This is a genomic window from Paenibacillus macerans (assembly GCF_050565405.1).
GTDB lineage: Bacteria > Bacillota > Bacilli > Paenibacillales > Paenibacillaceae > Fontibacillus > Fontibacillus macerans_B.
The window spans coordinates 64,573-90,670 of sequence record NZ_JBNYYG010000014.1; the positions used below are offsets into that span (position 1 = coordinate 64,573).

At 57.6% G+C, this 26,098-nt stretch carries 25 protein-coding genes; 17 read left to right on the forward strand and 8 right to left on the reverse strand.

The annotated features are described in order from the left end of the window. The first annotated feature begins 327 nt into the window (after positions 1 to 327). Both ACQ4N8_RS11350 and aguB read left to right on the forward strand, forming a co-directional pair. Positions 328 to 1,371: an agmatine deiminase family protein gene (locus ACQ4N8_RS11350; RefSeq protein WP_430704466.1), complete on the forward strand. Its 1,044-nt coding sequence runs from the start codon at positions 328 to 330 to the stop codon at positions 1,369 to 1,371. 28 nt (positions 1,372 to 1,399) lie between these two features. Continuing rightward, entirely contained in the window at positions 1,400 to 2,278 is an 879-nt protein-coding gene (gene aguB, locus ACQ4N8_RS11355) for an N-carbamoylputrescine amidase (protein ID WP_430704467.1), read from the forward strand. An 82-nt stretch (positions 2,279 to 2,360) separates the two neighbouring features. Here the strand turns inward: aguB and ACQ4N8_RS11360 are convergent, their stop codons facing one another. After that, on the reverse strand, positions 2,361 to 3,434 hold the full coding sequence (locus ACQ4N8_RS11360; RefSeq protein WP_430704468.1) for a hypothetical protein: 1,074 nt from the start codon (positions 3,432 to 3,434) through the stop codon (positions 2,361 to 2,363). A gap of 116 nt (positions 3,435 to 3,550) precedes the next feature. Between ACQ4N8_RS11360 and ACQ4N8_RS11365 the strand changes: the two genes are divergently transcribed. After that, positions 3,551 to 4,504, forward strand: a complete 954-nt coding sequence (locus ACQ4N8_RS11365; protein WP_430704469.1) for a DMT family transporter — start codon at positions 3,551 to 3,553, stop codon at positions 4,502 to 4,504. A gap of 58 nt (positions 4,505 to 4,562) precedes the next feature. Here ACQ4N8_RS11365 and ACQ4N8_RS11370 read toward each other — a convergent pair whose 3' ends face one another. Both ACQ4N8_RS11370 and ACQ4N8_RS11375 read right to left on the reverse strand, forming a co-directional pair. Next, the gene (locus ACQ4N8_RS11370; protein WP_430704470.1) at positions 4,563 to 6,200 is read right to left on the reverse strand and encodes an aminotransferase class V-fold PLP-dependent enzyme; all 1,638 of its coding nucleotides are present in this window, start codon (positions 6,198 to 6,200) and stop codon (positions 4,563 to 4,565) included. A gap of 206 nt (positions 6,201 to 6,406) precedes the next feature. After that, the gene (locus tag ACQ4N8_RS11375; RefSeq protein WP_430704471.1) at positions 6,407 to 6,886 is read right to left on the reverse strand and encodes a DsrE/DsrF/DrsH-like family protein; all 480 of its coding nucleotides are present in this window, start codon (positions 6,884 to 6,886) and stop codon (positions 6,407 to 6,409) included. Positions 6,887 to 7,099: 213 nt separating this feature from the next. Here ACQ4N8_RS11375 and ACQ4N8_RS11380 point away from each other — a divergent pair, with 213 nt between their 5' ends. The 3 genes from ACQ4N8_RS11380 to ACQ4N8_RS11390 are packed head-to-tail and all read left to right on the forward strand — an operon-like array spanning position 7,100 to position 10,156. Continuing rightward, entirely contained in the window at positions 7,100 to 8,125 is a 1,026-nt protein-coding gene (locus ACQ4N8_RS11380; protein ID WP_430704472.1) for an ABC transporter substrate-binding protein, read from the forward strand. Between the two features lie 16 nt (positions 8,126 to 8,141). Next, complete coding sequence (locus ACQ4N8_RS11385; RefSeq protein WP_430704473.1) at positions 8,142 to 9,173, forward strand: FecCD family ABC transporter permease; 1,032 nt, start codon at positions 8,142 to 8,144, stop codon at positions 9,171 to 9,173. Beyond that, positions 9,170 to 10,156, forward strand: a complete 987-nt coding sequence (locus tag ACQ4N8_RS11390; RefSeq protein WP_430704474.1) for a FecCD family ABC transporter permease — start codon at positions 9,170 to 9,172, stop codon at positions 10,154 to 10,156. The genes ACQ4N8_RS11385 and ACQ4N8_RS11390 overlap by 4 nt, the downstream gene beginning before the upstream one ends. 42 nt (positions 10,157 to 10,198) lie before the next feature. Here ACQ4N8_RS11390 and ACQ4N8_RS11395 read toward each other — a convergent pair whose 3' ends face one another. Then, positions 10,199 to 10,774 (reverse strand): DUF421 domain-containing protein, encoded by a 576-nt coding sequence (locus ACQ4N8_RS11395; protein ID WP_430704475.1) that lies wholly within the window; start codon positions 10,772 to 10,774, stop codon positions 10,199 to 10,201. Between the two features lie 160 nt (positions 10,775 to 10,934). Here ACQ4N8_RS11395 and ACQ4N8_RS11400 point away from each other — a divergent pair, with 160 nt between their 5' ends. Both ACQ4N8_RS11400 and ACQ4N8_RS11405 read left to right on the forward strand, forming a co-directional pair. Beyond that, positions 10,935 to 11,795 (forward strand): LysM peptidoglycan-binding domain-containing protein, encoded by an 861-nt coding sequence (locus ACQ4N8_RS11400; protein WP_430704476.1) that lies wholly within the window; start codon positions 10,935 to 10,937, stop codon positions 11,793 to 11,795. Positions 11,796 to 11,855: 60 nt separating this feature from the next. Next, positions 11,856 to 12,350, forward strand: a complete 495-nt coding sequence (locus ACQ4N8_RS11405; RefSeq protein ID WP_430704477.1) for a hypothetical protein — start codon at positions 11,856 to 11,858, stop codon at positions 12,348 to 12,350. Positions 12,351 to 12,427: 77 nt separating this feature from the next. On the opposite strand, the gene ACQ4N8_RS11410 is transcribed toward ACQ4N8_RS11405, so the two are convergent. Together ACQ4N8_RS11410 and ACQ4N8_RS11415 are read right to left on the reverse strand one after the other, a co-directional pair. Continuing rightward, positions 12,428 to 13,270 carry an aldo/keto reductase gene (locus ACQ4N8_RS11410; protein ID WP_430704478.1) on the reverse strand — a complete coding sequence of 281 codons (843 nt, stop codon included), beginning with the start codon at positions 13,268 to 13,270 and terminating at the stop codon, positions 12,428 to 12,430. Beyond that, positions 13,267 to 14,532, reverse strand: coding sequence for an MFS transporter (locus tag ACQ4N8_RS11415; RefSeq protein WP_430704479.1), 1,266 nt, complete (start codon positions 14,530 to 14,532; stop codon positions 13,267 to 13,269). Before ACQ4N8_RS11415 ends, ACQ4N8_RS11410 begins: the two co-directional genes overlap by 4 nt. Before the next feature lie 188 nt (positions 14,533 to 14,720). Here ACQ4N8_RS11415 and ACQ4N8_RS11420 point away from each other — a divergent pair, with 188 nt between their 5' ends. From ACQ4N8_RS11420 to ACQ4N8_RS11460, 9 genes are all read left to right on the forward strand, one after another. Further along, entirely contained in the window at positions 14,721 to 15,092 is a 372-nt protein-coding gene (locus ACQ4N8_RS11420; protein ID WP_430704480.1) for a winged helix-turn-helix transcriptional regulator, read from the forward strand. Positions 15,093 to 15,134: 42 nt separating this feature from the next. Continuing rightward, complete coding sequence (locus ACQ4N8_RS11425; RefSeq protein WP_430704481.1) at positions 15,135 to 15,836, forward strand: response regulator transcription factor; 702 nt, start codon at positions 15,135 to 15,137, stop codon at positions 15,834 to 15,836. Then, entirely contained in the window at positions 15,829 to 16,938 is a 1,110-nt protein-coding gene (locus ACQ4N8_RS11430; RefSeq protein ID WP_430704482.1) for a sensor histidine kinase, read from the forward strand. The genes ACQ4N8_RS11425 and ACQ4N8_RS11430 overlap by 8 nt, the downstream gene beginning before the upstream one ends. A gap of 430 nt (positions 16,939 to 17,368) precedes the next feature. Then, the gene (locus tag ACQ4N8_RS11435) at positions 17,369 to 18,286 is read left to right on the forward strand and encodes a carbohydrate ABC transporter permease (RefSeq protein ID WP_430704483.1); all 918 of its coding nucleotides are present in this window, start codon (positions 17,369 to 17,371) and stop codon (positions 18,284 to 18,286) included. A 30-nt stretch (positions 18,287 to 18,316) separates the two neighbouring features. After that, positions 18,317 to 19,174 (forward strand): carbohydrate ABC transporter permease, encoded by an 858-nt coding sequence (locus tag ACQ4N8_RS11440; protein WP_430704509.1) that lies wholly within the window; start codon positions 18,317 to 18,319, stop codon positions 19,172 to 19,174. Positions 19,175 to 19,192: 18 nt separating this feature from the next. Then, positions 19,193 to 20,350, forward strand: a complete 1,158-nt coding sequence (locus ACQ4N8_RS11445; RefSeq protein WP_430704484.1) for an efflux RND transporter periplasmic adaptor subunit — start codon at positions 19,193 to 19,195, stop codon at positions 20,348 to 20,350. Between the two features lie 38 nt (positions 20,351 to 20,388). Continuing rightward, positions 20,389 to 21,708, forward strand: coding sequence for an ABC transporter substrate-binding protein (locus ACQ4N8_RS11450; RefSeq protein ID WP_430704485.1), 1,320 nt, complete (start codon positions 20,389 to 20,391; stop codon positions 21,706 to 21,708). Positions 21,709 to 21,881: 173 nt separating this feature from the next. Beyond that, positions 21,882 to 22,238 carry a PadR family transcriptional regulator gene (locus tag ACQ4N8_RS11455; protein ID WP_430704486.1) on the forward strand — a complete coding sequence of 119 codons (357 nt, stop codon included), beginning with the start codon at positions 21,882 to 21,884 and terminating at the stop codon, positions 22,236 to 22,238. Next, positions 22,216 to 23,244, forward strand: a complete 1,029-nt coding sequence (locus ACQ4N8_RS11460) for a hypothetical protein (protein WP_430704487.1) — start codon at positions 22,216 to 22,218, stop codon at positions 23,242 to 23,244. The genes ACQ4N8_RS11455 and ACQ4N8_RS11460 overlap by 23 nt, the downstream gene beginning before the upstream one ends. A 55-nt stretch (positions 23,245 to 23,299) precedes the next feature. Here the strand turns inward: ACQ4N8_RS11460 and ACQ4N8_RS11465 are convergent, their stop codons facing one another. Both ACQ4N8_RS11465 and ACQ4N8_RS11470 read right to left on the reverse strand, forming a co-directional pair. Beyond that, positions 23,300 to 24,667 (reverse strand): S-layer homology domain-containing protein, encoded by a 1,368-nt coding sequence (locus ACQ4N8_RS11465; protein ID WP_430704488.1) that lies wholly within the window; start codon positions 24,665 to 24,667, stop codon positions 23,300 to 23,302. 4 nt (positions 24,668 to 24,671) lie between these two features. After that, positions 24,672 to 25,892 (reverse strand): lysophospholipid acyltransferase family protein, encoded by a 1,221-nt coding sequence (locus ACQ4N8_RS11470; RefSeq protein ID WP_430704489.1) that lies wholly within the window; start codon positions 25,890 to 25,892, stop codon positions 24,672 to 24,674. Between the last annotated feature and the right edge of the window lie 206 nt (positions 25,893 to 26,098).

Sequence of the window (26,098 nt, forward strand, 5' to 3'; positions counted from 1 at the left end):
GTCAGGGCGCTCGCCGCGAGACGTCCGCCCGGCCGATTGAACTAACGCTGGGGCCCTAACGGACTCCAGAGACCTTAATAGCTCCGAAACGGGGAATGTTCGATTCTTACGGATCTCAGAGCCGTTATTTGGGCCAAAGGCTTCAAATTGGCCGCCATTTGAGCCCAGTAAAGTCTCTGGAGTCCGTTACGGTGGGAAATACTTGGGAAATAGCAAAATAACGCCTCTACAGTCCGTTATGACCATAACTAACGCCATTCTCTTGCCGATTTCGGTTTTGAACCTTTCAATTCGTTTGAAATTATAAATTTGGGTGTGGGGGAAACGATGTATCCTAGAGACTTGAACTATACGATGCCGGCCGAGTGGGCGCCGCATGAACGAACTTTCATTTCCTGGCCGGTGCGGGAGTCGATGGTTTATCCCGAGCGGTACGCCGAGGTATGCGACGGCTACGCCGAATTCATTACGGCGATCGCCGAGTTCGAACCGATCACGGTGGTCGTGAATCCGGACGATCTGGAGAAGGTACAGGGCCGTTTCGGGCAAAGCCCGAACCAGGACCGCATTTCCTTTTTGCCGATTGAGCACAACGACGCGTGGCTGCGGGACAACGGCCCGACGTTCCTCGTGAACGGCGAAGGCGAGTTGGCGGGCGTCAACTGGGGCTTCAACGCCTGGGGCGGGAAATATTCGCCATGGGATCTGGACGATGCGGTTGCGCCGCAAATCCTCCAAGCGATGGGCGTGAAGCAATTCGATGCGCCGCTGGTGCTGGAGGGCGGTTCCATCCATACCGACGGCGAAGGCACGCTGCTGACGACCGAGGAGTGCCTGCTGAACGTGAACCGCAATCCGCGGCTAAGCCGCGAAGAGATCGAATCGGCCGTGAAGAACTTCGTGAACGTCGACCAAATCATCTGGCTGAAGCGCGGGCTCAGCGGCGACGAGACGGACGGCCATGTCGACAACGTGGCTTGCTTTGCGGCGCCGGGCAAGGTGATCCTCCAGGTGTGCGACGATCCGAGCGACGACAACTATGCGATCACGCAGGAAAATATAGCGATTTTAAGCGCGGCGGTCGACGCCCGGGGCCGAAAGCTGGAGATCGTCCCGATCCCGCAGCCACCGCAGGCGTTCTACGAAGACAGCCGTTTGACGCTGAGTTATTTGAACTTTTATTTCGTGAACGGCGGCATCATTTTGCCGGTGTTCGGCGGGGCTGCGGCGGAAACCGACCGGCAGGCCGCGAAGGTGCTGAGCGAAACGTTCCCGGATCGCAAAATTCGGACGGTAGACGGCATGGCGATCATCGGCGAAGGCGGCAACGTGCACTGCACGACGCAGCAAATGGCGTTGGGACGCCGGTAAATTTAGCGAAAGGGGATCGATCAACGAGATGAGAAACGTGAAAGTGGCGGCGACGCAAATGAGCTGCTCGTCCAATAAAGAAGAGAATATCGCCAAGGCGGATGCGCTGGTCAGACAGGCGGCGCAGCAGGGAGCGCAGATCATTTTGCTGCAGGAGCTGTTCGAAACCCCTTATTTCTGCCAAAAGGAAAAGTCCGACTACTATGTATACGCCACCGAGCTGGAGGAGAATGCGGCTATCAAGCATTTCCAGCAGGTCGCCAAGGAGCTGGAAGTGGTACTTCCGATCAGCTTCTACGAAAAAAAGAACAACGCCCGCTACAACTCCCTGGCCGTGATCGACGCAAACGGCGAGGTGCTGGGACGTTACCGCAAAAGCCATATCCCGGACGGGCCGGGATATGAGGAGAAGTTCTACTTTAATCCGGGCGACACCGGATTTAAAGTGTGGAAGACGCGTTACGCCAAAATCGGCGTCGGCGTGTGCTGGGACCAGTGGTACCCGGAAGCGGCCCGCTGCATGGCGCTGATGGGCGCGGAACTGCTGTTCTACCCGACGGCCATCGGCTCGGAGCCGCAGGACGGTTCGATCGACTCCAAGGATCACTGGCAAATGTGCATGCTGGGGCATGCCGCTTCGAATCTCGTGCCGGTGATCGCCTCCAACCGGGTAGGCACGGAAACCGACGAAGAGTCGAGCATCACGTTTTACGGCTCGTCCTTCATCGCCGGGCCGCAGGGCAACAAAATCGCCGAAGCCGACCGCACGGAGGAGACCGTGCTCGTGGCCGAATTCGACCTCGACCAGTTGGAGACCCAGCGCATCGAGTGGGGGATTTTCCGCGACCGCCGGCCGGATCTGTACAAGATCATCACCTCCTACGACGGCGAGCTTCGTCTCGACTAATCAGGAAAGCAACCGCATAGGCAACGCCAGATCGTGCAGCCCCCAATTCCAGCGTGACATCGTGATTGGGGGCTTTTGGCGATCAAGCCGAGCCGGGTTTGACGCCCGGGTTCGCCTCGATGATTGCCTCCGCCGTCGCCTTGAGGCGAGGCAGAAAGCGCAGCACCTCGTCCGCGCGGCTGAACAGGTCCGCCGGTTCCCGGATGCCAAGGTCGGCCAGGACGCCGTGAAAGTCCGGGGCGAACCGGCGTCCCAGATCCGGGGCGTCCGCGGCCAAGATCTTGTGGCAGCGCGCGAACGTGGCGACGATCCAAAAGACGGCCTCTTGTCGGCGGCCGGTCCGAATCAGCTCGCGGCTGCCGTCGATCGCGACCGGGCGCGCCCCGGCAGTGATGTCGCTGCTGAAGAAAAACGGCGTCCTGGCCTGCTCCGCAGCCGCGTCGAAGGTTCGGGCCAGCGCGTCCAGATGCGTCTCCGCCTGCCGGGCGGTGAGCTGCGCGCACCCCAGGAGATGCAGCAGCTCGGCGTAAATTTCGCTGTGCCCATACGCTTCGAGCACCTCGCGGGTGGCGAGATAGCGGAGCCGCACCGTCGGGTTGCGCAGGGCGGCCGTCAGCAGGACGTGCGTGGTCACCCCGGTCGGAAACAGCCAGCCCGTGACCTGATCGTGCCACGGGGCGGCGGGATCGATGCCGCGAAGCCCGCCTTCGATCCGTGCCAAGGCGTGCCCGCAGCGGCGCAGGACCCAAGGCTTTTCGGCGAAGCGGCGGCCGACCTCCGACTGCAGCCTGCGCAGCCGGCCCGTCGAATCGGCGATGATCGTATCCGTCCGGAAGCCTCCGGCCAGATGGTAGTCCGCCAATACGCTTTCGGCGGAAGCAAGCTGGGTCCAGGACAGGTAGGTGACTTCAAGCAGCGCCTGCTCGAAGCGGAATTTGCCCGGTTTCATGGGAGGTATCGTTTGGGCGGTCACGACCATCAGGTCGATGTCGGAACTTGCCGGCAGTTCCGCATGCTCCGGCAGTCCGACCGTTGAGCCGCTGAAATAGGCCCCCAGGAAGGCGTCCTCCCGGCTAGCCAGCTGCAGGACCCACTTGGCGGCTGCCTTTCGCGCTTCTCCGACTTTCATAACAACCTCCTCATTTTTTCTCCTCATTTTTTGAAGGGATACTTCGATGAGAATCGAAGCAAAACTGTGATACAATCGTTATCGTTCCGGCTTGAGTTACTATACATATTATACCCGGACGATCAGAGAAAGAAGGGATAAGAGTGGCTCGTTCGCTGTATTTCGCATTGATCTTGCTTAGTTTGATTTGGGGAGGCTCGTTTTTCTTCATCAAAATTTTGCTGCCGGACTTCGGACCGTGGACGGTCGCGTTCCTGCGTTCCGCCCTCGGGCTGGCGACGATCACGGGCGTGATGCTCGTCCTGCGCAAGCCGTTCGGATTCAGGCAAATTCCCTGGCCGGCGATGGCGATCATGGCGCTCATTAACACGGCGATTCCCTGGGCGCTGATCGGCTTCAGCGAGACGCGGCTGACGAGCAGCATGGCGTCGGTCATGAACGCCGCCACCCCGCTGTGGACGCTGGTAGTCGGCGCCTTATTTTTCCGTGCGGCGACCGGGCGGATGCAGTGGGTGGGCATGGGCATCGCGTTCGTCGGGCTGCTCGTTCTGGTCGGCGTGAGCCCGACCTCGCTGGCGTCGGTCGATCTGATCGGCTTTGCGTGCATGCTTACGGCGACCTTGTGTTACGCCGTGGGCTCGCACTTGTCCAAGCGTTTGTCGGGCGGGCTGTCGATGTACCAAATTACCTTCGGCACGCTGATCAGCGCGATGATCGGCAGCGGCATCATGGCGCTGGCCTCCGAACGGATCTCCCTGGCGCCGCTCGCTTCCCCGGCGACGTTGGGCGCGGTCATCGGCCTTGGCGTGTTCGGGTCCGGCATCGCGTACATTTTGTTTTACTTTATGGTGCAGCAAGGCACCCCGCAATTCGCCACCACGGTTACCTATTTGGTTCCGGCCAGCGCCATCGTCTGGGGCTTTACGCTGCTGAACGAACCGGTCAGCTGGCGTTTGCTGGCCGGACTGGTGTTCATCCTCGGCGGGGTGTACCTGGCGAACCGGAACGGTTCGCGCCGCGCCGGAAGTAAAGCCGAACGCCGGGAAAGCCCGGCTGGTCCGGACCCGGCCGCCGTACCCGCTGAACCGTCGAATTAACTTCCCGCACCCGAAGTAACCTTTTTCCCGCGAAGCCGCACTTCATAGTGTACATGGATCAATGAGGTAAAGCCCAGGGACGAATGGTTCGGCGGACTTCATCTTCAAGGCGCTGCAAGCCCTTGGCGCTGGGATCCGGCAAGCGAAACCATTCGCTTAAGCTAACCGGGGGTTCTTCCCGAAGGTGGGACCACTCGTTGGTCCGGGGATCGTAGGCATAATCCCTCGCCCAGGCTTGGGCGTTGTCCGTTATGGCCCGGACGGCGGCTCCGATATACGCTACCTCGGCCGCCGTCATCATTGGGTGCAGGGAAATCCGCACCCAGCCGGGCTTCTGCGAAAGGTCGCCTTCCGCGATGCTCCTGGCAATGTCCCGGGACGAAGCGCGGTTGATGCCCAGCAGATAGTGGCCGTACGTCCCCGCACAGGAACAGCCGCCGCGCGCCTGGATGCCGAATCGGTCGTTCAGCAGCTTCACCATGAGATTGTAATGGACCGATTCCAGGGCAAAAGAGACGATGCCCAGCCGTTCACGGCTGCGTCCGCCCAGGACGTGCAGCCCCGGAACGGCTTCGAGTTCCCCCAGCAACAGGTCCGTCAGCTCGCGTTCTCGGCGCAGCAGGCGGTCGATGCCCATCTGCTCTTTCAACCGCAGGCATAATGCGGTGCGGACCGCCTGCATCACCCCTGGCGTTCCGCCGTCCTCCCGGGCTTCGGCATCGGGCAGGTACTGGACTTCGCCCCATGGGCTGGTCCAGGTTACCGTGCCGCCTCCCGGGCGATCCGGGGACGGACCCGCGCACAGACTGGCGTCCATCACCAGCACCCCGCCCGTGCCGGGGCCGCCGAGGAACTTGTGCGGGGAGAAGAGGATGGCGTCGAGCTTCTCCCCAGGTGCCCCCGGCGGATGCATGTCGATCGGCGCATACGGCGCGCTGGCGGAGTAATCGGCCACGCAGATGCCGCCATGCTCATGCATGATCCGGGATAAACGGCGAATCGGCGTCGCAAAGCCCGTTACGTTGGAGCAAGCGGTAAACGCGCCGATCTTTACTGCGCGGTCGCGATACCGAACGAGCAGCCGTTCCAGCTGACCGGGATCGGCGCGGCCGTCCGCCCCCGGCGGAATACAGACGACTTCACCATTGGTTTCCGCCCAGGAGATGTGGTTGGAGTGGTGCTCCATATGCGTCACAAAAATGACCGGGCGGTCCCGCTCGGCCATCCCGGCCCGGTAAGCCGTCCGCCATCGGGGCGACACCTTCAACCCGAGCAGCCGCTGCAGCTTGTTCACCGCGCCCGTCATGCCCGTCCCCGCAAACAGCAGCATATCCTGCGGGCCGGCGTGGACGTGGCGCTTGATGATTCGCTTTGCCTCCTCATAGGCGGCGGTCATGGCGGTGCCTGTCAAGCTGGCGGCGGTGTGGGGATTGCCCGCCATCGGGCCGAAATCCTCGGCCAGCTTCGTTTCGATCGGCCGGTACAGGCGGCCGCTGGCCGCCCAATCGGCGTAGAGCAACGTTTGCGTTCCGTACGGCGTAACGAACCGGTGGAAATAACCGATCGTATTTTCCCGGTAGAGCCTGAATGCCTCCTCTTCGTCCTCATTGGCGATAGGCCGCCCCGTTCCTCCGCTTCCCCGTATTGCGTTTCCGGCATCGTTCCCGGCCGAATTGCCGGCATTGGCCTCCATCATGCCCTGTCTCCCCCTTGCTTTCGCTAACGTTCGCTTTTGTAGATCGCTTATAGGTTACGTACATTCGCCTATCGGAGTTCATGCACGGCGAGGAAATTCGCAAAATCATCACAACGGGGACGAGCAGGGGAAGCTGGCCGCATACCAAGTAGGAATAGAGGAACTTCGTTCATTGGCGGCAACGCCCGGGATCAGCTACCAAGCCTTTAGATAAACAGCTGAATATCGGACTCGAGCGCGTCGCGAAGATAGGTTTTGGCCTCGATGATTTCCAGCTCGGGGATGAATTCCTCCGGCTTGAAGCCCATGATGTCCACGGACAGCTTGCAGCCGTAAAACTTAATGTTTTTCTTGCGTGCGCCTTTCAAGAAGTGGACCAGCTGTGGAGCCTCGTTGTCCTCGATCATTTCCGTCAACATCCGTTTGCCGAGGCCGCTGAAGTTCATTTTGGACAACGGGAGCTCGTCCGGTCCTTTCGGCGTCATCCAGGTCATCAGCTTCTCGTACAGCGTCTTGTCCTCCAGGGTCATTTTGTCGGGATCGCGTACGAGGAACAAGCCCCAGAAAGCGAAGAACATCGTCACCTCCACGTCGATTTCCCTGGCGCTGTTCGCCAGGATCAGCCCGGCCATCGCCTTATCGTATTCCCCGCTGAACATCAGCAGATTCATTCGTTTTTGCGCCATTGTTCCGGCCCCTTTCACTTGATGCCATTTGGCTAAAGTTGGTTCTAGTATGTTACCGAATCGGCGCGCGTTATCCCCGGTTCATAAATCGATCATAATACCGACCCCGGTCATGTAAAAAAATAGTAGACAATACATAAAATTTTGATAATATATATCTGAAAATGATTCTCAATATCAAATAAAAAATTCACCAATGAAGGGGAATATATAATGCTCAGAACCAAAGGGATTACACTGCTGGCGGCGACGCTGCTGACGGCCGGGCTTTTGGCCGGATGCGGGGAGGCCAAGGAGAATGCGGCAACGGAGGCGGCGCAAGCGACGAACGGCGCGAATGCGAATAGCCCGGTCGGGAATGCCGATGCCGATCAGCCGGCGAATTCCGGCAACGCCGCAACGGGACCGGTAAAAATCATCCATGCCTGGGGGGAAACCGAACTGGGGGCAACGCCGCAAAAGGTCGTTACGCTGGACTTCTCGTTTATCGATACGCTGGTGGCCCTGGGCGTGACGCCCGCCGGGAACGCCGGGGTCGGCGAGACGAAAATCCCGGAATATTTGCAGGACCAAATCTCCGGCGAGGTGGCCGATGTCGGCGAGCGTAAAGCGCCTAACCTGGAAGTGATCGAGTCCGTGGGGCCCGATTTGATTCTGGCCAGCCAGGACCGCCAGAACATGATTAAAACCGAGCTGCAGGCGATTGCCCCGACGATTGCCCTGGACGACAACAGCTATCAGGAGATCCTCGACAACGTGGATACGATCGCCAAGGCGCTTGGCAAAGAGGCCGAAGCGGAGCAGGTTCGGAAGAACCTCGAGGATCGGATCGGCGAAGCGAAGCGGCAAATCGGGAATCAGCCTTCCGTGCTGGTGATCGGAGCGTTCGACGATGAATTCACGGTATGGTTGAAAGGCTCGTTCATCGGCTCACTGCTGACGGATATCGGCGCGAATTATGCGTTCGAAGGGGAGAAGGCGGAGCTGGAGGGCAAGGCGGAAGGCGCGAAAATGACGCTTGAGCGCCTGAGCGAAATCAATCCGGACTTCATCTTCATGTATGGCGACGATGTCGACAAGTATAAAGACAATCCGTTGTTTGGCAGCTTGAAGGCGGTGCAGGATAACCACATGATCAGCGTGGACCGCAATCTCTGGTCGCGCGGCCGCGGGCCGACCGCAGCGAACAAAATCCTCGACGAGGCGATTCCACTGCTGACCGGGCAGTCTTCCAAATAGCAAGGAGTGAACCTATTTGCATAAGGCGCAAACGGGAAACAAACGGGGCCATTCCCCGTTTGTTTCTTCTGTTATTATATTCGGCTGGTTTTTATTGCTGCTGCTCGCGATTAGCGCCATTTCGGTGGTTTTTCGCGTGAAGGGGCTGTCCTGGGACAATCTGGCGGACATCTTCGTCATCGATCCCAAGGATGTCATGGATTATACCGTGTGGCAGGTACGCGCGCCACGCGTGCTGCTGGCGGTGCTGCTCGGGGCCGGGCTGGCGGTAGCCGGCGGATTGCTGCAAGGCATGACGCGCAACCCGTTGTCCGATCCCGAAGTGCTTGGCGTCAACCAGGGTGCGTCCTGCCTCGTGGTGATCTCCCTTTTGCTCTTTGGGGATCAGAATGCAACCATCGTGATTCTGCTGGCTGCGTTTCTGGGGGCGGCGGCCGGGGGCAGCGTCATTTATCTGCTGGCCTTTCGCGGCGTCTATTCGGCTTACCGGGTCGTTTTGGCGGGGGCCGCGGTCAGCCTGTTTCTTGGCGCGTTGACGACGGGCGTCATTTTGCTGCATGAAACGAAGCTGTCGGAAATCTTGTATTGGATGGCCGGCAAGCTCTCGGGAGCCAACTGGAGCGATATCCGGATCGTCCTGATTCCGGTGCTGGTTGCCGTCGCCGGCGCATTTGCGCTCGCCCAGCCGATGAATGTGCTTGCGCTTGGGGAAGACGCGGCGCAGGGGCTCGGGATGAACACGCTGCGCCTGCGCCGCGTCCTGGCGGTGCTGGTCGTGCTGCTGGCCGGCAGCGCGGTCGCCGTCGCCGGACCGATCGGCTTTGTCGGGTTGATGGTGCCGCATATGGCCCGCCGGCTGGTAGGCCACGATTACCGGATGCTGCTGCCGTTTTCCGCGCTGCTGGGGGCCAACCTCCTGGTGGCGGCCGATTTCGCCGCCCAGTGGATCACGTATCCGGCGGATGTTCCGGTCGGGATTATCACGGCCCTTCTGGGCACGCCGTTCTTCCTCTATCTGCTGAGAAGAAAGCAGGGGGTGGCGAAATGAGGCTGTCCAACATGAGCCGCTTCGCGCTGGCGATGTCGATCGGCTTCGTCTTATTGGTGGCGGCAGCCTTGTTAAGCTTGCGCCTCGGTGCCGTGCCGACGCCGGTGTCCGAAATCGTCCAAGGGCTGCTGCAGGGGGATGGCGTCGTGTACAAATACCGGCTGCCGCGGCTGATCATCGCGGTCCTCGTCGGCGTTAACATGGCGTTGTCGGGCTCGGTGCTGCAAAGCGTCACGCGCAACCCGCTGGCCGCCCCCGATATCGTCGGGGTGTCTGCCGGAGGAGGGCTTGCCGCGGTCATTGTGCTGCTGCTGTTCCCGAGCGCTCCGCCGATTCTGCTGCCGCTGGCGGCTTTTGCCGGGGCGATTGCGGCAGGGCTGCTCGTATACCTGATCTCGTATCAGTCCGGGGGGATCCGGCCGGAACGGCTGGCCTTGTCCGGGGTTGCGATCTCGGCGGGACTGCAGGCCCTGATCACGTTTCTGATCGTCAAATTCGCGCTCGATTCGTCGCAGGCATTGGTTTGGCTCAAAGGGAGCCTGTACGCCAGATCGTGGCAGCATGCCGACATGCTCTGGCCGTGGACGGTCGTGGGCACGATCATCGCATTGCTTAGCTATCGCCGGATCAATTTGCTGCTGCTCAACGAAGAGACCGTCAGCGGTCTCGGCTTGCGCATTCAGGCCACGCGGTTGCTGCTGATCGGCGTGGCGGTAGGCCTGGCGGCCAGCTCCGTGGCGATCGCCGGAACGATCGGGTTCGTTGGCCTGGTCGTGCCGCACGCGGCGCGGTTGATCGTCGGCGGGGCGGACAGCCGCCTGTTTATGCCCGTATCGGCGCTGCTGGGCGCTTTGCTCGTCACCGTCGCCGATATGCTTGGCCGGATCGTGATTCCGCCGGTGGAAATCCCGGCCGGCATTATCACGGCGCTGATCGGCGCGCCATATTTCATCTACTTGCTGGTGAACCGCAAAACGGTATAGGCCTGTGACGGTTGGCTTTTAGTTTTATTATGGGATATTTTATTATTGCAATTTGGGGTCGATCGGGGTAGGGTGGCGATTTTGCCGCACCTCCTGAAAGAGGACGGATTGCTGCAGATCCTCCCCCGGTCTTAGTCCCAGCAAACGCTCCAGGTCCCCGACGGTGACGGGCCTCGCATGTTCCATCAGCTCATATCCTATATGGCCGTTGGTTTCCAATGTGGCGGTCTTCACGTCGCCGATGTTGGAAATGCCGAGCTGCCGCAAACGGACCTCTAAATGATCGACGGTCAGACGGATCCTGCGCAGATTTTGCGTAATGATCTGGCCGTCTTCAATTACCGTGACCGCACGTCCGCTCATGATGCGTTCAAACCAGTCCCATTTGAGCTGAAGATACTCGAGGAAAATCAACCAAACGATGAAGATGGCTGCCGAACCCACGGCCTTTCCCATTTCGTGATTAGCGATCGGCTGTACGATCGTCGTACCGATCGAGATCATGATGACGGTCGTCGCCACGGTCATTTGGGAGATCGATTTTCTCCCGGCAACCCGTAAAAGTACCATGCCGGACAACGCCAGCACTGTCGATTTCCAAATCCAGTCGAAATCCATAGAACAACCTCCCAATATGTAGGATACGAAGAACCATATCTCCCCGATGCCGAGTGACATCCTCTGCATAGACTTCCCAAAATCCACCTCTTATCCTCTTGAATCATTTCCTGTACGATGGAAGAAGTCCAACCATTACATCAGCATAGGGGTTGACATCATGAGGCATAAGAAGTGGGCGCTAGGCATCGCCGGCGCGATGGCGGGTACGATGTTGTTTGGGAACGTTTCCCAGGCCGCGCCGTACACCGTGAAGACGGGGGACTCCCTGTGGAAGATCGCGACCGCGCACCAAATCAGCACGACGCAGCTAAAGACGATGAATCAGCTAACCGGCGATTGGATTTATCCGGGACAGGTCCTGCAGGTTCCGGGGGCTACTACGTACACCGTGCAGAACGGGGAGACGATGTGGCTGATCAGCGTGAAATTCCAGATTTCGCTCGATGCACTCCTGAAAGCGAATCCGCAATTATCGAATCCGAACAATATCTGGGCCGGATTGCAGATCCAGTTGCCTGTCGGGGCTCAAACGGGGAATACGGCGGTGAACAGACCGGCCCGGTTCGCCGATGGCTTCTTCCCGCTAGCGAAGGGCACGTACGAACCGATGACCAACAATTACGGGGAAGGCCGGGATTGGACTTCCGGCGGTACGGCGCAACGCTCGCATGAAGGTATCGATATTTTTGCCAATGAAGGAACCAAAGTATACAGCGCGATGGACGGGGAAGTGATCAATTACGGTTGGAGCGAGCTTGGCGGCTGGCGGCTAACCGTGCGCGTGGACGGCTCTACCGCTTTCTATTACGCGCATCTTTCGCGGTACGCGGACGGGATCGGCAAGGGCAGCAAGGTCAAAAAAGGCCAGCTTATCGGCTATGTCGGCAGTACCGGCTACGGTCCGGAAGGAACCTCGGGCCTGTTCTTGCCGCATTTGCACTTCGGCATCTATCAGACGTCGCCGTGGACCGCGATCGATGCTACATCCTACTTGCGCTGGTGGGAAGCAAACCGCTAATTTGTCCCGAAACCGTAACAAAACCGGACGAATTGCGTCTTTCACATAGAGGTGGTCGTTTTGAAGAAAATCATCCTTGGAGGGCTCGCCTTCCTTCTGTTGGCGGGATGCCATCCGTTTGATCCGGTCGAGCAGGCCGTGTCCAGATATGATTCTAGGGCGGCAGCGGAGGCCGAGAAAGACCTGGAGCCGTTTGTAGCGGAGCTTTCGGCTCCTGTGCGTGCCGGACTTGACGAGGAATTTACGTTGATCGGCAGTTTGCATAATGTGACGCATACCGATTATGAACTGCAAAGCAGGCCGCGGGTATTTCATTACATGATCGTGGACAGCACGGGCTACCGCATCAATACGATAGTGATGGAAGACAGCGCGGTGGTCCGCAAGTTTCCGGGCGAAACGGACATTAACGAATTCTACCGCTGCAAGATCGACAGGCCGGGGATTTACGAGGTTTACGCGATTGCCGAATTTGCGGTCAAAGAAGACGGGGGTTACCGGAACGTCACCTATGAGTCGAAACATCGGCGCATCGAAATCGGCACGTTAAGCTGAAAAAGAGCAGGACCGGGATCCAGAGGATCCGGTTTCTGCTCTTTTTTGCATGATGCGGATAGGGCTTGCGCCAGCCGTCAGAAATCGAAGTTATCCGGGTCCGGGCCGACCCGAAGGTTCTCGTTTAGCGCGCTGATTTGCTCCATTTCCTCCGCCGTCAGCTTGAAATCGAAAACGGCGGCGTTCTCGGCGATGCGGTGTTCCTTGGTCGACTTCGGAATCGTGACCACGCCGTTTTGCACATCCCAGCGAAGGATGATTTGCGCGACCGATTTTCCGTGTTTGCGGGCAAGCTCCCGGAGCAAGGGATGATCCAGCAGCTGTCCCTGCATCAGCGGCGACCAGGCCTCCATTTGAATGCCGTGCTCGCGACAGAAGGCTTGCACTTCTTGCTGGGTTAAGCGCGGATGATACTCCACTTGATTGACCATCGGGACGACCTTCGCCTCTTGCATCAGATCCTCGAGATGGTGCGCCTGGAAGTTGCTGACGCCGATCGCTTTGACTTTGCCGGAGGCGTATAACGTCTCGAGCGCTCTCCAGGCGTCTTTGTATTTGCCGGCCACCGGCCAGTGGATCAGGTACAGATCGAGGTAATCGAGACCGAGCTTGCGCAGGCTCGTTTCATAGGCGGCCAGCGTCGGCTCGTATCCGAGATCGGCGTTCCACACCTTCGAGGTGACGAACAGTTCGTCCCGGGAAATGCCGGCCTCCTTCAAGCCTTCGCGAATGCCTTGGCCCACGCCGGCTTCATTATCGTAAATGGCGGCGGTGTCGATGCTGCGGTAGCCGTGGGTGATGGCGTATTTGACCGCGTGCACGAGCTCCGGCCCCTCCTCGACTTTAAACACGCCCAGGCCCAGACCGGGCATTCGTACGCCGTTTCGCAGCGTGACGGTATCTTGTAAATTCGTAATCATATGCAATGAACCTCCCGTTGATTTTGTTGGAGTTGGACTGCAGGTTGCGAGGGTTGCGAATCCTGGATAACCTCGGTCGCCTTCCGGTCGCGGCTTTCCAAAGCGCGGCTCCACCCCGTCAGCAGCACGGCGGCGGCAACCATCAGCGCCCCGATCCATGAAGTGTGAATCAAGCCGATGGAATCGGTGATCACGCCGCCCAGATAGGAGCCGATGGCGATCCCGGCGTTAAAGGCCGCGATGTTGATCGCGGAAGCGACGTCGACCGCGGACGGGACGAAGAGTTCCGCCAGCATGACGACATACACTTGCAGCCCCGGCACGTTCATGAAAGCGAGCAGTCCCATGAGGACAATGGTAATGAGTCCCGCGGTTTTATGTGGTGCCGTAAACAGCAAGGCGAGCAGAATCAGCGCCTGGACGGCAAACATATAAAACAACGCCCGCAGCGGCTGGCGGTTGGACAGCTTGCCGCCCGCCATGTTGCCGATGGCGATCGCGATGCCGTAGACGAGCAAAATGACCGCGACGCTGCCTTCCTTGAAGCCGGTAAGCTCCAGCAGGATCGGCGATAGATAGGTGAAGACGACAAACGTGCCTCCGTATCCCAGCGCCGTAATCAAAAATAGCAGCAGCAAGCGGCCGTTCGTCACGAGTTTGACTTGATCACGAATCGCGGCGCGCGTGCCTTTCCGCAAATCGGAAGGGATGAGCAGGCGGTTTGCGACAAAGGCGGCGAGTCCGACGGCGACGATCGCAAGAAAAGCGACGCGCCAGCCGAGCTGCTGGCCGATCAAGGTGCCCAGCGGCACCCCCGTGACCGTTGCGACGGTCAGCCCGGTGAACATGATCGAGATGGCGCTGGCCCGGCGATTTTCCGGCACGAGGTCGGCGGCGATCGTCGAGCCGATGGACATGAACACGCCGTGCGCCAACGCGGAAATGACGCGGGCCGCGAGCAGGACGGCGATGCCGGTCGCTGCGGCCGCCAGCGCGTTGCCGATCATGAACACGACCATGATCCACAAGAGCAGCGTTTTGCGCGACATCCGCGAGGTGGCGGAGGTCAGAATCGGCGCGCCGAACATGACGCCCAAAGCATATAGAGAGACAGTCAGTCCGGCTGTCGTCACGGAGATGCGCAGGTCATCGGCGATGAGCGGCAGCAGGCCGACGCTGATGAATTCGGTGGTCCCGATCGCAAAGGCGCTGACCGCCAAGGCCAGCAAAGCGAGCGTACTTCTTTTTTTGTCCAGAGACATGGTGCCCCCCCTTAAATGGTAATAAGTTGTATCGTGCCGACCCGATCGTGTATGCTGCAGGTTCGGGCGACAAATGCTATTATGGGAGATAAGGATGTAAATAGGAAGTACGCACTTTGAAGTGATATAGGAACCAAAAAGTGATATAGATACTTTTTAGTGCCCGTAAAGAATGGGGAGGATTTATGATGAAGCCAAAGAAATACAATATCGGCGTGGAAGCAACGCTGGAGGTCATCGGGGGCAAATGGAAGTGCGTGATTTTGTGCCACCTGTCGCATGGCCGCAAGCGGACCAGCGAATTGAAGCGGCTGATGCCCGATATTACGCAAAAAATGCTGACCCAACAGCTGCGGGAGCTGGAGGCGGACGGCGTTATCCGCCGAATCGTATACCAAGAGGTTCCGCCTCGGGTAGAGTATGAACTGAGCGAATACGGAGACGGCCTGCGCGGCATTCTGGATGCCCTTTGCGCCTGGGGCGAGCAGCATATCTGCAACGTGTACGGGCATTATGACGTGCTGGAGGAAAGCCCGCTGAACGAGCATTTGAAATCGTAAGCCGGACTCGGTTATGCTTGTCCTTTAAAAGGGGAGAACGAAATGAAACCAATCACCATTCTAATTGCGGACGACGAGGCGGAGATCGCCGACCTGATCGAGCTGCACCTGGCTAAAGAGGGCTACCGCTGCCTCAAAGCCGCGGATGGGCAAGAGGCTCTCGAGGCGATCCAAACGCAGTCCGTGGATTTGGCGATTCTGGATATCATGATGCCCAAGATCGACGGGTACGAGGTGACCCGGCAAATCCGCGAGCAATATCATCTGCCGATTATTTTTCTCAGCGCCAAGGCGACCGACCTCGATAAAATCACCGGTCTGGTTCGCGGCGCCGACGATTATATGACCAAACCGTTTAACCCCATGGAGCTCGTGGCCCGGGTGAACGCCCAGTTGCGGCGCTTCATCCAGCTGAACCCGTCGGTGGCGGCTCCGGCGGATGCGTCCGCGCTGGAGGTCGGGGGGCTCGTGATTCATCCCGAGCAGCGAACCGTGTTCCTGTACGGCGAACCGGTGGAGCTTACGCCCAAGGAGTTCGACATTTTGGTGCTGCTGGCCGGCCATCCGAAGAAGGTATTCAGCTCGGAGCATATTTTTCGGCAGGTCTGGGGCGAGGCGTATTATGAAGGCGGGAATACGGTCATGGTGCATATCCGAACCCTGCGCAAGAAGCTGGGGGAAGACCGGCACAAGAACAAGCTGATCAAAACCGTCTGGGGAGTAGGTTATACGTTCAATGGCTAAATCAACGGCTAAAATAAAATTCCGAAGCTTCCGCTTCCAAATGATCAAGCTGTTCGGGCTGAGTATGGTGCTGTCCGCCGGTACGACGTTCCTGATCTACCTGGCGTTACGGAGGTATTACCACACGTTATACTACGAGGATCCGCTGTACGAGGTCCGTCAAACCATCAAAGCAATTGGCGACATCAACGTGTTCCTGGCCATCTTCATCCCGCTCTCGTTTCTCTACTTCTATCTGCTTACCCGGCAGTATGTCGCCTATTTCCGGGAGATTTCCCGGGGAATCAACCAATTGGCCGGAGGCGACTTCTCCCATCGGGTCAATATCGCGTCCAATGATGAAATCGGGGACATTGCCCGGGACATCAACCTGGCCAGCGAGAAGCTGCAGCAGGCGGTGGAACGGGGCGATTTTGCCGAGAACAGCAAGGAACAGCTGGTGCTTAACCTGGCCCATGATTTGCGAACCCCGCTAACCTCCGTCATCGGATATTTGGACTTCATCCTGCAGGGCAAGGATCTGACCGCCGAGCAAATGAAGCATTACACGACGATCGCTTACACGAAATCGCAGCGGCTGGAGAAGCTGATCGACGAGCTGTTCGAAATTACGCGGATGAACTACGGCAAGCTGAATATCCACCGCCGGCCGCTTGACCTAAGCGAGCTGCTGATCCAATTAACCGAAGAGATGTATCCCGTATTCGACAAAAACCGGCTGACCGCCCGCCTTGAAGTGGAGCCGCAGTTGATGATTACCGGGGACGGGGACCTGCTCGCCCGCGTGTTCGAGAACCTCCTGTCGAACGCCGTCCGTTACGGGAAAGACGGCGAATATATCGATATTCGCGGCCGCCTGGAGGAGGGGCAAGTCGTCGTTCAAGTCGTCAATTACGGCGATTCCATCCCCCCGAACGAGCTTCCCCATGTATTCGATATGTTCTTTACCGGGGACCGGGCGCGAACCCATCAGGAAGGGAGCACCGGACTGGGTTTGTTTATCGCCAAGAACATCGTAGAGCAGCATGAAGGCGCCATTACCGTGCAAAGCGATCTCATCCGCACGGAGTTCGAGGTGCGTTTGCCGAAATTAATGATTTAATTGCGTGTTCAAAACGTCGGGTGTTCAGGACCGAAGCTTAGGCTTCCGATGTGCGTTTTTGCAAAACGCTTGAGGTCGGATGGAGCTAGGGACGCCCGGTAGCGCGGCTGCGTAACGGACCGTAAAGACCTTATTTGTCCATTTCCCGGATATTTCCCGCTGTAATGACTCCAGCGACCTTATTGGGCTCTCAGGGTGGCCAATTCGCCGCTTTTGACCGAAATAAGGTGTCCTTGGTCCGTTAAGAATCGGAAACTACCCTAAAGCGGGCCAATAGCGTTTCTGGTGTTCGTAAGCTTGCCGGAAAGCTGTGCAAGAAACCTGCTTCGTGATAAAAAGATGACTTTAAGAAAAAGTTTAGAATTACCCCACTTCTTATTTTAACAGTCTGCCCTAAGCTAAAGAGCATGAACGGCAGGAGGACTGGAAGATGAAGAAGTGGGTTTTTTTGCGTGCTTCGCTTGGCAGGGCCTGGCGGGCGCGGGTCCGGTGGATGCGCCGGGACGCCGCAGTGGCATGGCTGTTTCTTGCGCCGAGCGCGGCGGGTTTTGCCGTGTTTTATCTGATCCCGTTTGCCATGGGGGTGATGTATTCGTTCCTGAGCGGCACGTCCGGCGGAAAGTTCGTAGGTTTGGCGAATTACCGGGAGCTGCTGGCGAGTGACTCCTTCCGAAAGGCGGCGTACAACACCTTTTATTTCAGCGCGGTGAGCGTTCCGTTGATGCTGGCGTTGTCCCTGGGACTGGCGTTAATGCTGAACCGGCAAATCTACTTGCGGAAGTGGCTGCGGACCTCGTATGTCTTACCGCTGGTGGTGCCTGTCGCCTCGGTCATCCTCATCTGGCAGATGATCTTTGATTGGAACGGGGCTTTGAACTACGCGCTGAGCCGATTCGGCCATGGCCGGGTGGACTGGATGAAGACGGAAGCGGCCCGGAATGTGGTCATTGCGGTTTATCTATGGAAAAACGTCGGCTACAACGTCATTTTGTTCCTGGCGGGCCTGCAGCAAATTCCGAAAGATTATTACGAAACCGCGCAAATCGAAGGAGCCGGGCGCTTTCGACAATTTTTCGGGATTACGCTGGTTTACTTGACCACGACGACGTTCTTCGTAGTCATCATGTCGATCATCAATTCTTTCAAAGTGTTTCGGGAGACGTATTTGATGGCCGGCGATTATCCGCACGACAGCATCTACATGCTGCAGCACTACATGAACAACATGTTCGTGTCGCTGGACATTCAGAAGCTGACAGCCGCGGCGGCCTTGTTGGTTTGCGGCATTCTGGCGATCGTCCTCGGACTGTTCGGGCTGGAGCGCCGGTACCGGCAGTTCATGGAGTAAGGAGGTGCGGGTTTGCGACTTTATCAAACGATGCAAAAAGGCTTGTTAACGGTATTGATGGGAATGATCGGATTGCTGCTGCTGTTCCCGATCATCATTACGTTCACCAATTCATTGATGGCCGAACAGGAATTGAACATCAATTACGGAGCGATCGGAAAGCGGACGGAGGTGACTTCGACAAGCGCCGATACGTTCGTCAATCTGAAAGGGCTGCCTGACCGCGTGACCCTGGCGCAATACGGCAAACTGCTGGTGTATACCCCGAATTATTTACTGATGTTCTGGAATTCGGTGGGCCTGGTCGTGCCGATCATCGCCGGACAGACGGCGGTCGCGGCGCTGGCCGCCTATGCGTTCGCGAAGCTGAATTTCCGCGGCCGAGACGCGCTTTTTCTGGTCTATCTGATGACGATGTTGATGCCCTTTCAGGTCACGTTGGTCCCTAACTATATCATGGCGGATAAGTTGGGCCTGCTGAACAGCACGGAGGCCGTGATCCTGCCGGGCATCTTCGCCGCGTTCGGCGTGTTCATGCTGCGCCAGTTCATGCTGCATATCCCCTACGCGTACATCGAAGCCGCCAAAATGGACGGGGCCAGCCACCTGAGGATCTTCCTGACGATTATCCTTCCGATGGTCAAGTCGGGGTTGGCCGCGCTGGTCATTTTGCTGTTCGTCGATTATTGGAATATGGTCGAGCAGCCGCTCATCTTTCTGGACGACCCGTTCAAGCAGCCTTTATCGGTATTCCTGTCGAGGCTAAGCGGCGAATGGGGAACGGCCTTTGCCGCATCCATGCTGTACATGTCCCCGATGGTACTGCTGTTCCTGTACGCGGAGACGTATTTCATCGAGGGCGTTCAATTGTCCGGGATCAAAGGGTAGGAGGAGAAAGCGAAGCTTATGGAGTTATCGAAAGAGCAAGCGGATCGCAAGCGAAAAAGATGGATATTCACCTTGTTGATGCTGCTGATCGGGTTGCTGCTGTTCTTCACGCTATTCAGCAATACGCTGCAAACCGTGACCTTGCCGAAGGTAAGGACGGAACCGGCGGCCAGCGGAGGGCTGACCTACAAGCTGGAGGGAAGCGGCGTATTGCAGCCGGCCAATCAGGCGGAGCTGCCGAACCCGGCCGGCTGGAAAGTCCGGCAAGTCCTTGTGAAGGAAGGGGAGGCGGTGAAGAAAGGGCAAAAGCTCATCGTGTACGACAGCGCCTCCGCCGAGCGGGAGCTGGAGGACGAGATCACGCAGCTGGAGAAGCAAACCATCGCCCTGCAAACGGTGCAGGATCAATTTATCAGTTCGACGGTCGACGGAGACGAGTCCGGCCTCCGCGAGGCGAAACGCGAGCTGGAGACGCGCAAGCTGGATCTCGCCATGCAGCGGCGAAAAATCGAAGAGCTGCGCGAACGGCTGAACCGGCAAAAAGAGCTCGTCGCCCCGTTTGACGGGATCGTCAAAGAAGTGAATGCGGTCGAGGGGTTAGCTTCCGCCGGACAGCCGGACGCGGTGGTCTCGAACCGCGGGGCGGGATACCGGCTGGATCTTGCGGCCGACGGGGATCTGGTCGGACGCCTCGGGCTCGCGGCCGGGCAACCGATCGAGATGGAAGCGGCGGCAGGGGGACGGCCGTCCCTTTCGGTGAAGGGCTCGATCGACGAGATTGCCGATGCGGGCTCGCGGATCGCGGGCTTGCCGGAGGATGGCGCCGGTGCGCGGGCGGCGGTGCCGCAGAAGCTGCTGCGCATTCATGTCGCCGATCCCGGCCTGAAAGGGGGGGAGCTGGTTTCGGTCAAGCTGGAGCGAACTGCGCCCGAGAAGGGGTGGATTGTTCCGAACGAAGCGGTTCATCGCGAAGGTAACGCGAGGTTTATTTACAAGGTCGAACAGCAGCGAGGGGCCTTAGGCAATGTATTCGTGGCCCGCAAGGTTCCGATCGAAGCAAGCGCGGTAAACGAAAGGGAGACGATGATACCGGCGGATCGCCTGTACGAAGGGGATCTGATCATTCTGGAAAGCAGCGAGCCGCTGCAGGACGGGAACCGGGTTCGTTTGCAATAATAATCAAACAGAGATACGGGGATAAGGAGATATAACTCATGATCAAACGGTTGGGAATGACAACAATATTGGCGGCCATTCTGGCAGTGGCCTTAAGCGCTTGCGGCGCCGGAGCAGAGGCAAATCGGGAGAAAAAGGTCACGGATGGCGGGAAAACCGTCCTCACGTTGTCCATTCGACAATCCGCTCCTTTTTATGAGGCGCTGGAGAACAAGTTCGAGGCCAAATATCCGGACATCGATTTGCAGATTCAAGCCTATAAACAGGCCGGAGAGGAACCGAAGGCCGGAGAGTGGGAGGAATATCAGAAATCGATCAATACGGCGTTATTATCCGGAAAAGGGGCGGATGTCCTCGAGATGGAGGGGTTGCCCGTGGAGGAATACGCCGGGAAGGACCTTCTGCTGAACATGGATGATTGGCTAAGTCGGGACGATACGTTGAAACAAGACGATATGTACATGAATGTTTTGGAGGCGCTGAAGCAAAACGGCGGTACCTATACGATTCCGTCCGGATTTTCCCTAAGGGCGTTCATTGGGGACGGAGAAGCCCTGAAGGATGCCGGCATCCAGGAGAAAACCTGGACGTGGCAGGATTTTGCCGGCATTGCGCGAGACTTGACGCAAGGGCAGGACGGCGTGTATGCCATGGCGGAATACCCGCCGGACATGCTAATGCAGGAAATGGCGGTTGACGGCTATGATATGTACGTGGATCAGGCAGCCAAAAAAGCGAAGTTCGATTCCCCGGAATTCGTGGCCTTGCTGAAGCAGGTGAAAAAAATGTACGATGACGGCGTGATGACCGCAGACTCGGTGGAGCGTGGCAAGCAATTGTTTTATTCCGCCGTTTTGCGCGAGCCGGCCGACGTGATCAACGTGACGCATATGTACTTCGACCACCCGCAGTTGCTGCAAAAACCGCACAGCGCGGAGCAATCCGGAACGATGCGGATTGTCCCGGCCTCCCGATTCGCCATTCGGGCGAAAACGCCCGTTCAAGAGGAGGCCTGGAAGCTGATGAGTTTTCTTTTGTCCGAGGAAGGACAGTCTCTGCCGGAGCGGGGCGGATTCTCGCTGCTCAAATCAGTGAACGGACAGAAGTTGGACGAGATCAAGGAGCAAGTTCAAGCGGGAACCTACAAGCTGCCTGACGGCAAATCCGTCCAAGCGGCGGACGAGGAATTTACCCGGTTCGCGCAGCTTCTGGACACGGTGGACCAATACTCGGCGCTCGACGGGAAAGTGATTGCCATCGTGGGCGAGGAATCCCTGGCCTACTTCAGCGGGCAGAAGTCTGCGGAGGAAGCGGCGGGCCTGATTCAGAACCGGGCCACCACCGTTTTGAACGAATAGGGAACACGCAATAAGCAGGGTTAAAGCAAGTTCTGTCTCCAGTGGAGGCAGAACTTTTTTTGTTTGATTTCGCCTATTGCTATTGGAATTACAATAGTGTATGATGCATAGTATAAATCATGGTGTACGATACACAGTATATGAAAAACAGTATGAGACATTGAGGTGAAAGGATGAACGCCTTACTGAATTCATTAATCACGGAGCTGCGCCGGGGCACGTTGACGTTAGCGGTCCTCAGCCAATTGCGGACGCCGCAGTACGGTTATTCGCTAGTCCAGCGTTTGGAGCAGTCCGGAATCGCCATTGATCAAAGCACGCTGTATCCGCTGCTGCGCCGGCTGGAGAAGCAGGAACTAGTGACGAGCAGTTGGGACACGTCGGAAAGCCGGCCACGCCGCTATTATGTGTTAAGCGAGTTCGGAGTGGAGATTTTTGCGCAGCTGAAGCTGGAGTGGGAGAAGACCTCCCAAGAGCTGTATACCTTGTTAAAGGGGGAGAAGGACGATGAATCCGTCGAATCTGATTGAACTTTATTTTTTGGAAGTGACCCGCCGGCTGCCGGAGCGGATCCGGGGGGATATCGCGTTGGAGCTGCGCTCCACGATCGAGGATATGCTGCCGGACGACTACGGGGAAGCCGAAGTGAAGGAGTCGTTGGCCAAACTGGGCGACCCGGCCGTGCTGGCCGCGGAGTATCGGGATCAACCGGCGCATCTGATCGGGCCGCGCTTCTATGACGCCTACGTGCAGGTCATGAAGATGGTCCTGCCGATCGTGATCGTCATTGCGCTCCTTTCGCTGATCGCCAACCAAATCATCACGTACTCCAGCGAGATTGCGCCGTTTAATGCCGTGTCGATCTTATTAGGCAAGGCCATTTCGGCGGTGCTTGGAGCCGGGATTCAAACCGCGTTCTGGATAACGTTGGTTTTTGCCATTCTGGAGCGGACCGGAACCGGCAAGGAGTTGCCGCTGAACAGCAAATTCAAGGTCTGGACACCGGACGATTTAAAAGATGTTCGCTACATTCCCAAGGAAAAAGCGATCAAGAAAAGCGAAGTATTTCTCAGCCTGCTGTGGACGGCGATTTGGGGGTGCGTGTATTTTAACGCGGACCGGTTGATCGGCGTGTATGAGAACGGCCGAATCGGGTTCGAGATGACGGCTCCGGTTTTTAACCAGGAAGTACTGCTCTCCTATTGGCCGTTTATCGTGCTGATTCTGGCGATGGATGTCGCTCTGGCCGTCTACAAATGGATTGCTGCGCAATGGACCGTCTTCATGGCGTTTCTGAACGTGGCGATCCACACCGTCTCGCTGGTGTTATTCGCCGCCATGATCCGCAACACCGAGCTGCTCTCCGACGGGTTTCGGATGAAAATGGAGGAGATTTTTGGCCAGACCGGTCTGGCGGATGTCGGCTTCGGCTCCTATTGGATCCTATGGTTGGCGTTGTTCGCCTACCTGTTAGGCGCGGTGCTCGACGCTTACCAAGGTTTCCGCAAAGCGAAAATTCGCAAGTCGGCCAAATAACGGCGCAATAAAATCCCATGTCTCTTGATGAGGCTTGGGATTTTCGTTGGCCGGGTTACGCCGCCGCCTTCCGGGATCGGTACAGCAGCACACCCAACAATACGGCGAAATACAGCAACAGGGCGGCAAAGGTGTAGAGGTACAACACCGGCCTATTTTGCAAGTAACCGACGATGGGGATGTTTAAGATCAACAGCAACGGGAAGCCGAACATAATCGCGGTGGCGCTGCCCATGACCAGATTATCCGTCGTGTTGGACTGGAACTTGGGGTCCACGGCTTTCACCAGCGCCAGCCCGGTGGAAATCGTCCCGGTCAGCATACCGTAAAAGCCGAGAATGTTCGGCAGTTTGTCCTCCGGAAGCACGCGCGGCACGAGCCACAGCATGAACCAGATCGTAACCAGCCCGCCCATCGTGGTCAAGATCAGCACCGGAGCCAGATACTGCTTCAGCGCATAGACCGAAATCGCGGCGATGGAAGCGGCGATCATATAATCGAAGGAGAACCCGGAGATGCGCTGGAGCAGATAATTGTTGGGCGAATGCTCCAGTTGGAAGCCAGCTTGCTTCCAACGGTTGAGGATCCAGCGGAACAGCATCGCGTACAAGCTGCCGATGAGAAAATGAAAGCCGATCAGCAGTTGGGCCAGCGTTTCGCCGTACGTGCCCAGCGGCGTCAGCACGGCTTCCAATCCGCGGATGGTCAAATAGGTAACCAGGTAAATGAAGCCGATCAGGGCGATTTGGTAGGTCAGTTTATCGATCGCATCGCTAAGCGGAATCTCGCCTTCCTCGGACTTTTCCGTCACTTCATGCCGCTCTTTGCGGGGGCTTGCCGCTGCTTGCTTGAACTTGGGCCGGCGAATCAAATAGTTCATCAGAATGATGCCGGGGATGACGGCCCATATGAAGCCGAAACCGGCGATCGTCAGGCCCAGGTTAGCGCCGCCTTCCAGTCCGAGCGCCTCCCAACGGCTGCCGATCGAATAGGCTTGTCCCGGCCCCTGCCCATACCCTAGCGGCAGGAGCAGGCCGATGCCGGGGAACATGTCCGGATAGAACATCTCCGTCAGGATGAGGAACAATCCGAAACCAACCACCCCCTGAATGAGATAGGTGGAAACGATCAGCATCCCCGATTTCATGATCGCCGGGCTGTTGCTGACTTCGCGTTCCTTCAATGACAATGCGATAAAGCCGATGGCCATGAGGTGATACACGAGATTGCCCAGCCGGTCGACGTCAAACCGCAGCCATCCGAGCCATTCCGGCCCGATGAGCAGGCCGAGAATCCCGGCGACCATCGAGGTGGGGACGATGATTTTTCGCAGCAGGGGAATCCGCGCTTTCAAAATGGCCGAAACGACCATGAGCAGGGAAAGGAGCATAAAATCGATAACGATGGACCATGAATTATCCAAGTGCCTAAGCCTCCCAGGTTTGCCGTGATGCGCGCTGCTCCAGCGCCGTGATAAATTTCAGCCATTTGTAGGCCGACGTCCGCGGCTGATAGAAGAGGAACCGGTACAGCTTATCCTCCGCGTAAAATTCGAATTTGTGATGAAGCTGCACGTTTAGGCCCTCGAGCCGGGACAAAGGAAATGAGTAGGCTTGTCCCGCCTCCCCTTGAAAGGAGAGAATCGATGCCTGCTGCGCCCTCCAGCGCAAATTCCCGGAAGCGATCCTCCGAAAGGGCTGATCGGCCTCCGATATGTACATATGGACATGGTCTTGCATGACCGGCTCCCACTGCGGCAATTGTTCCGGTTCCCGTACGGCTCGCTCCAATTTCCCAAGCTGCCATCGGTTCCAATCGCGCGTGGTCGCAAACTTTAGCGGATGGGTGAACGGCGCGAAGTTACCTTGCGGCGTGTAGCGCACGGTATAGCCGCAGCTCTTGCAGCCGAACAGGTCCTGTTCGGAGCGAAGCTGACCCGGCTGCTCGCAGTGCGGACAGATAAACAGCAGGCGCTCGAGATAGTGCGCAGGTGCTTTTCCAATATAGGCCGCTCCGGTCCGGGCTTGCCATTCCATTTCATCGTGCGCGAGCGCATCAGTGAGCATGCGATGGATGGTTTCAGGCGATATGTCGGCGAACGCGCCGGCGTCCCATTTTTTGACGAGGGACAATCGGATCATCCCTCTGCGGTGGCTGTCCGCCCACCTCGGAGACGAGAGATGGCCGCCGGAAATCGTGGCGATAACCACCGGGATATCCAGCATTTTCACCAGTTTGGCCGTGGAAAAAATCAAAGGCTCCGTCGTTCCGTCCCAATTGCGGTTTCCTTCGGGAAACAGACCGATGACGCGTCCGTGCTTTTTGGCCTTCATCATGCCGCGGATCGTTCGCGTATCGTTTTTGTATTTCGTTTTTGGGATGGCCCCGGTATAATGCAGTACTTTGGCAAGCAACGGATTACGAAACAAGGATGCCCCGGTGACGAAGCTGATCGGCTCGTCCACGTAACAATTGAGGTACAGCGGGTCCCAGTTGGTCACATGATTCGCCAGAATCAGATAAGGCGGCTTCAAACCCATCGTATCGTTGCGCTCGATTTCGATCCGGGAGCGGCATCGGATGATCGCGCGCACCACGGACAAAATAAGCCGCTGCGCAATTTTGCCCGGTTTCTTTTCTATGCTCACAGGTTCACATCCTGGCGTGCAAATTTAAACATAACAATATTGTTATATCATATTTTTGGATGTTTTGGTGCCGTGGATACCCGTGGAGACTCCCTCATTGCCTTGCCTTGCCGTCCTCTTTTGTAGGATAAACCGTACAAATTCATTCGATTTTCCATAAAACGATTAGCACTTGTACGATTTATCGTACAATACATTTTCGCATA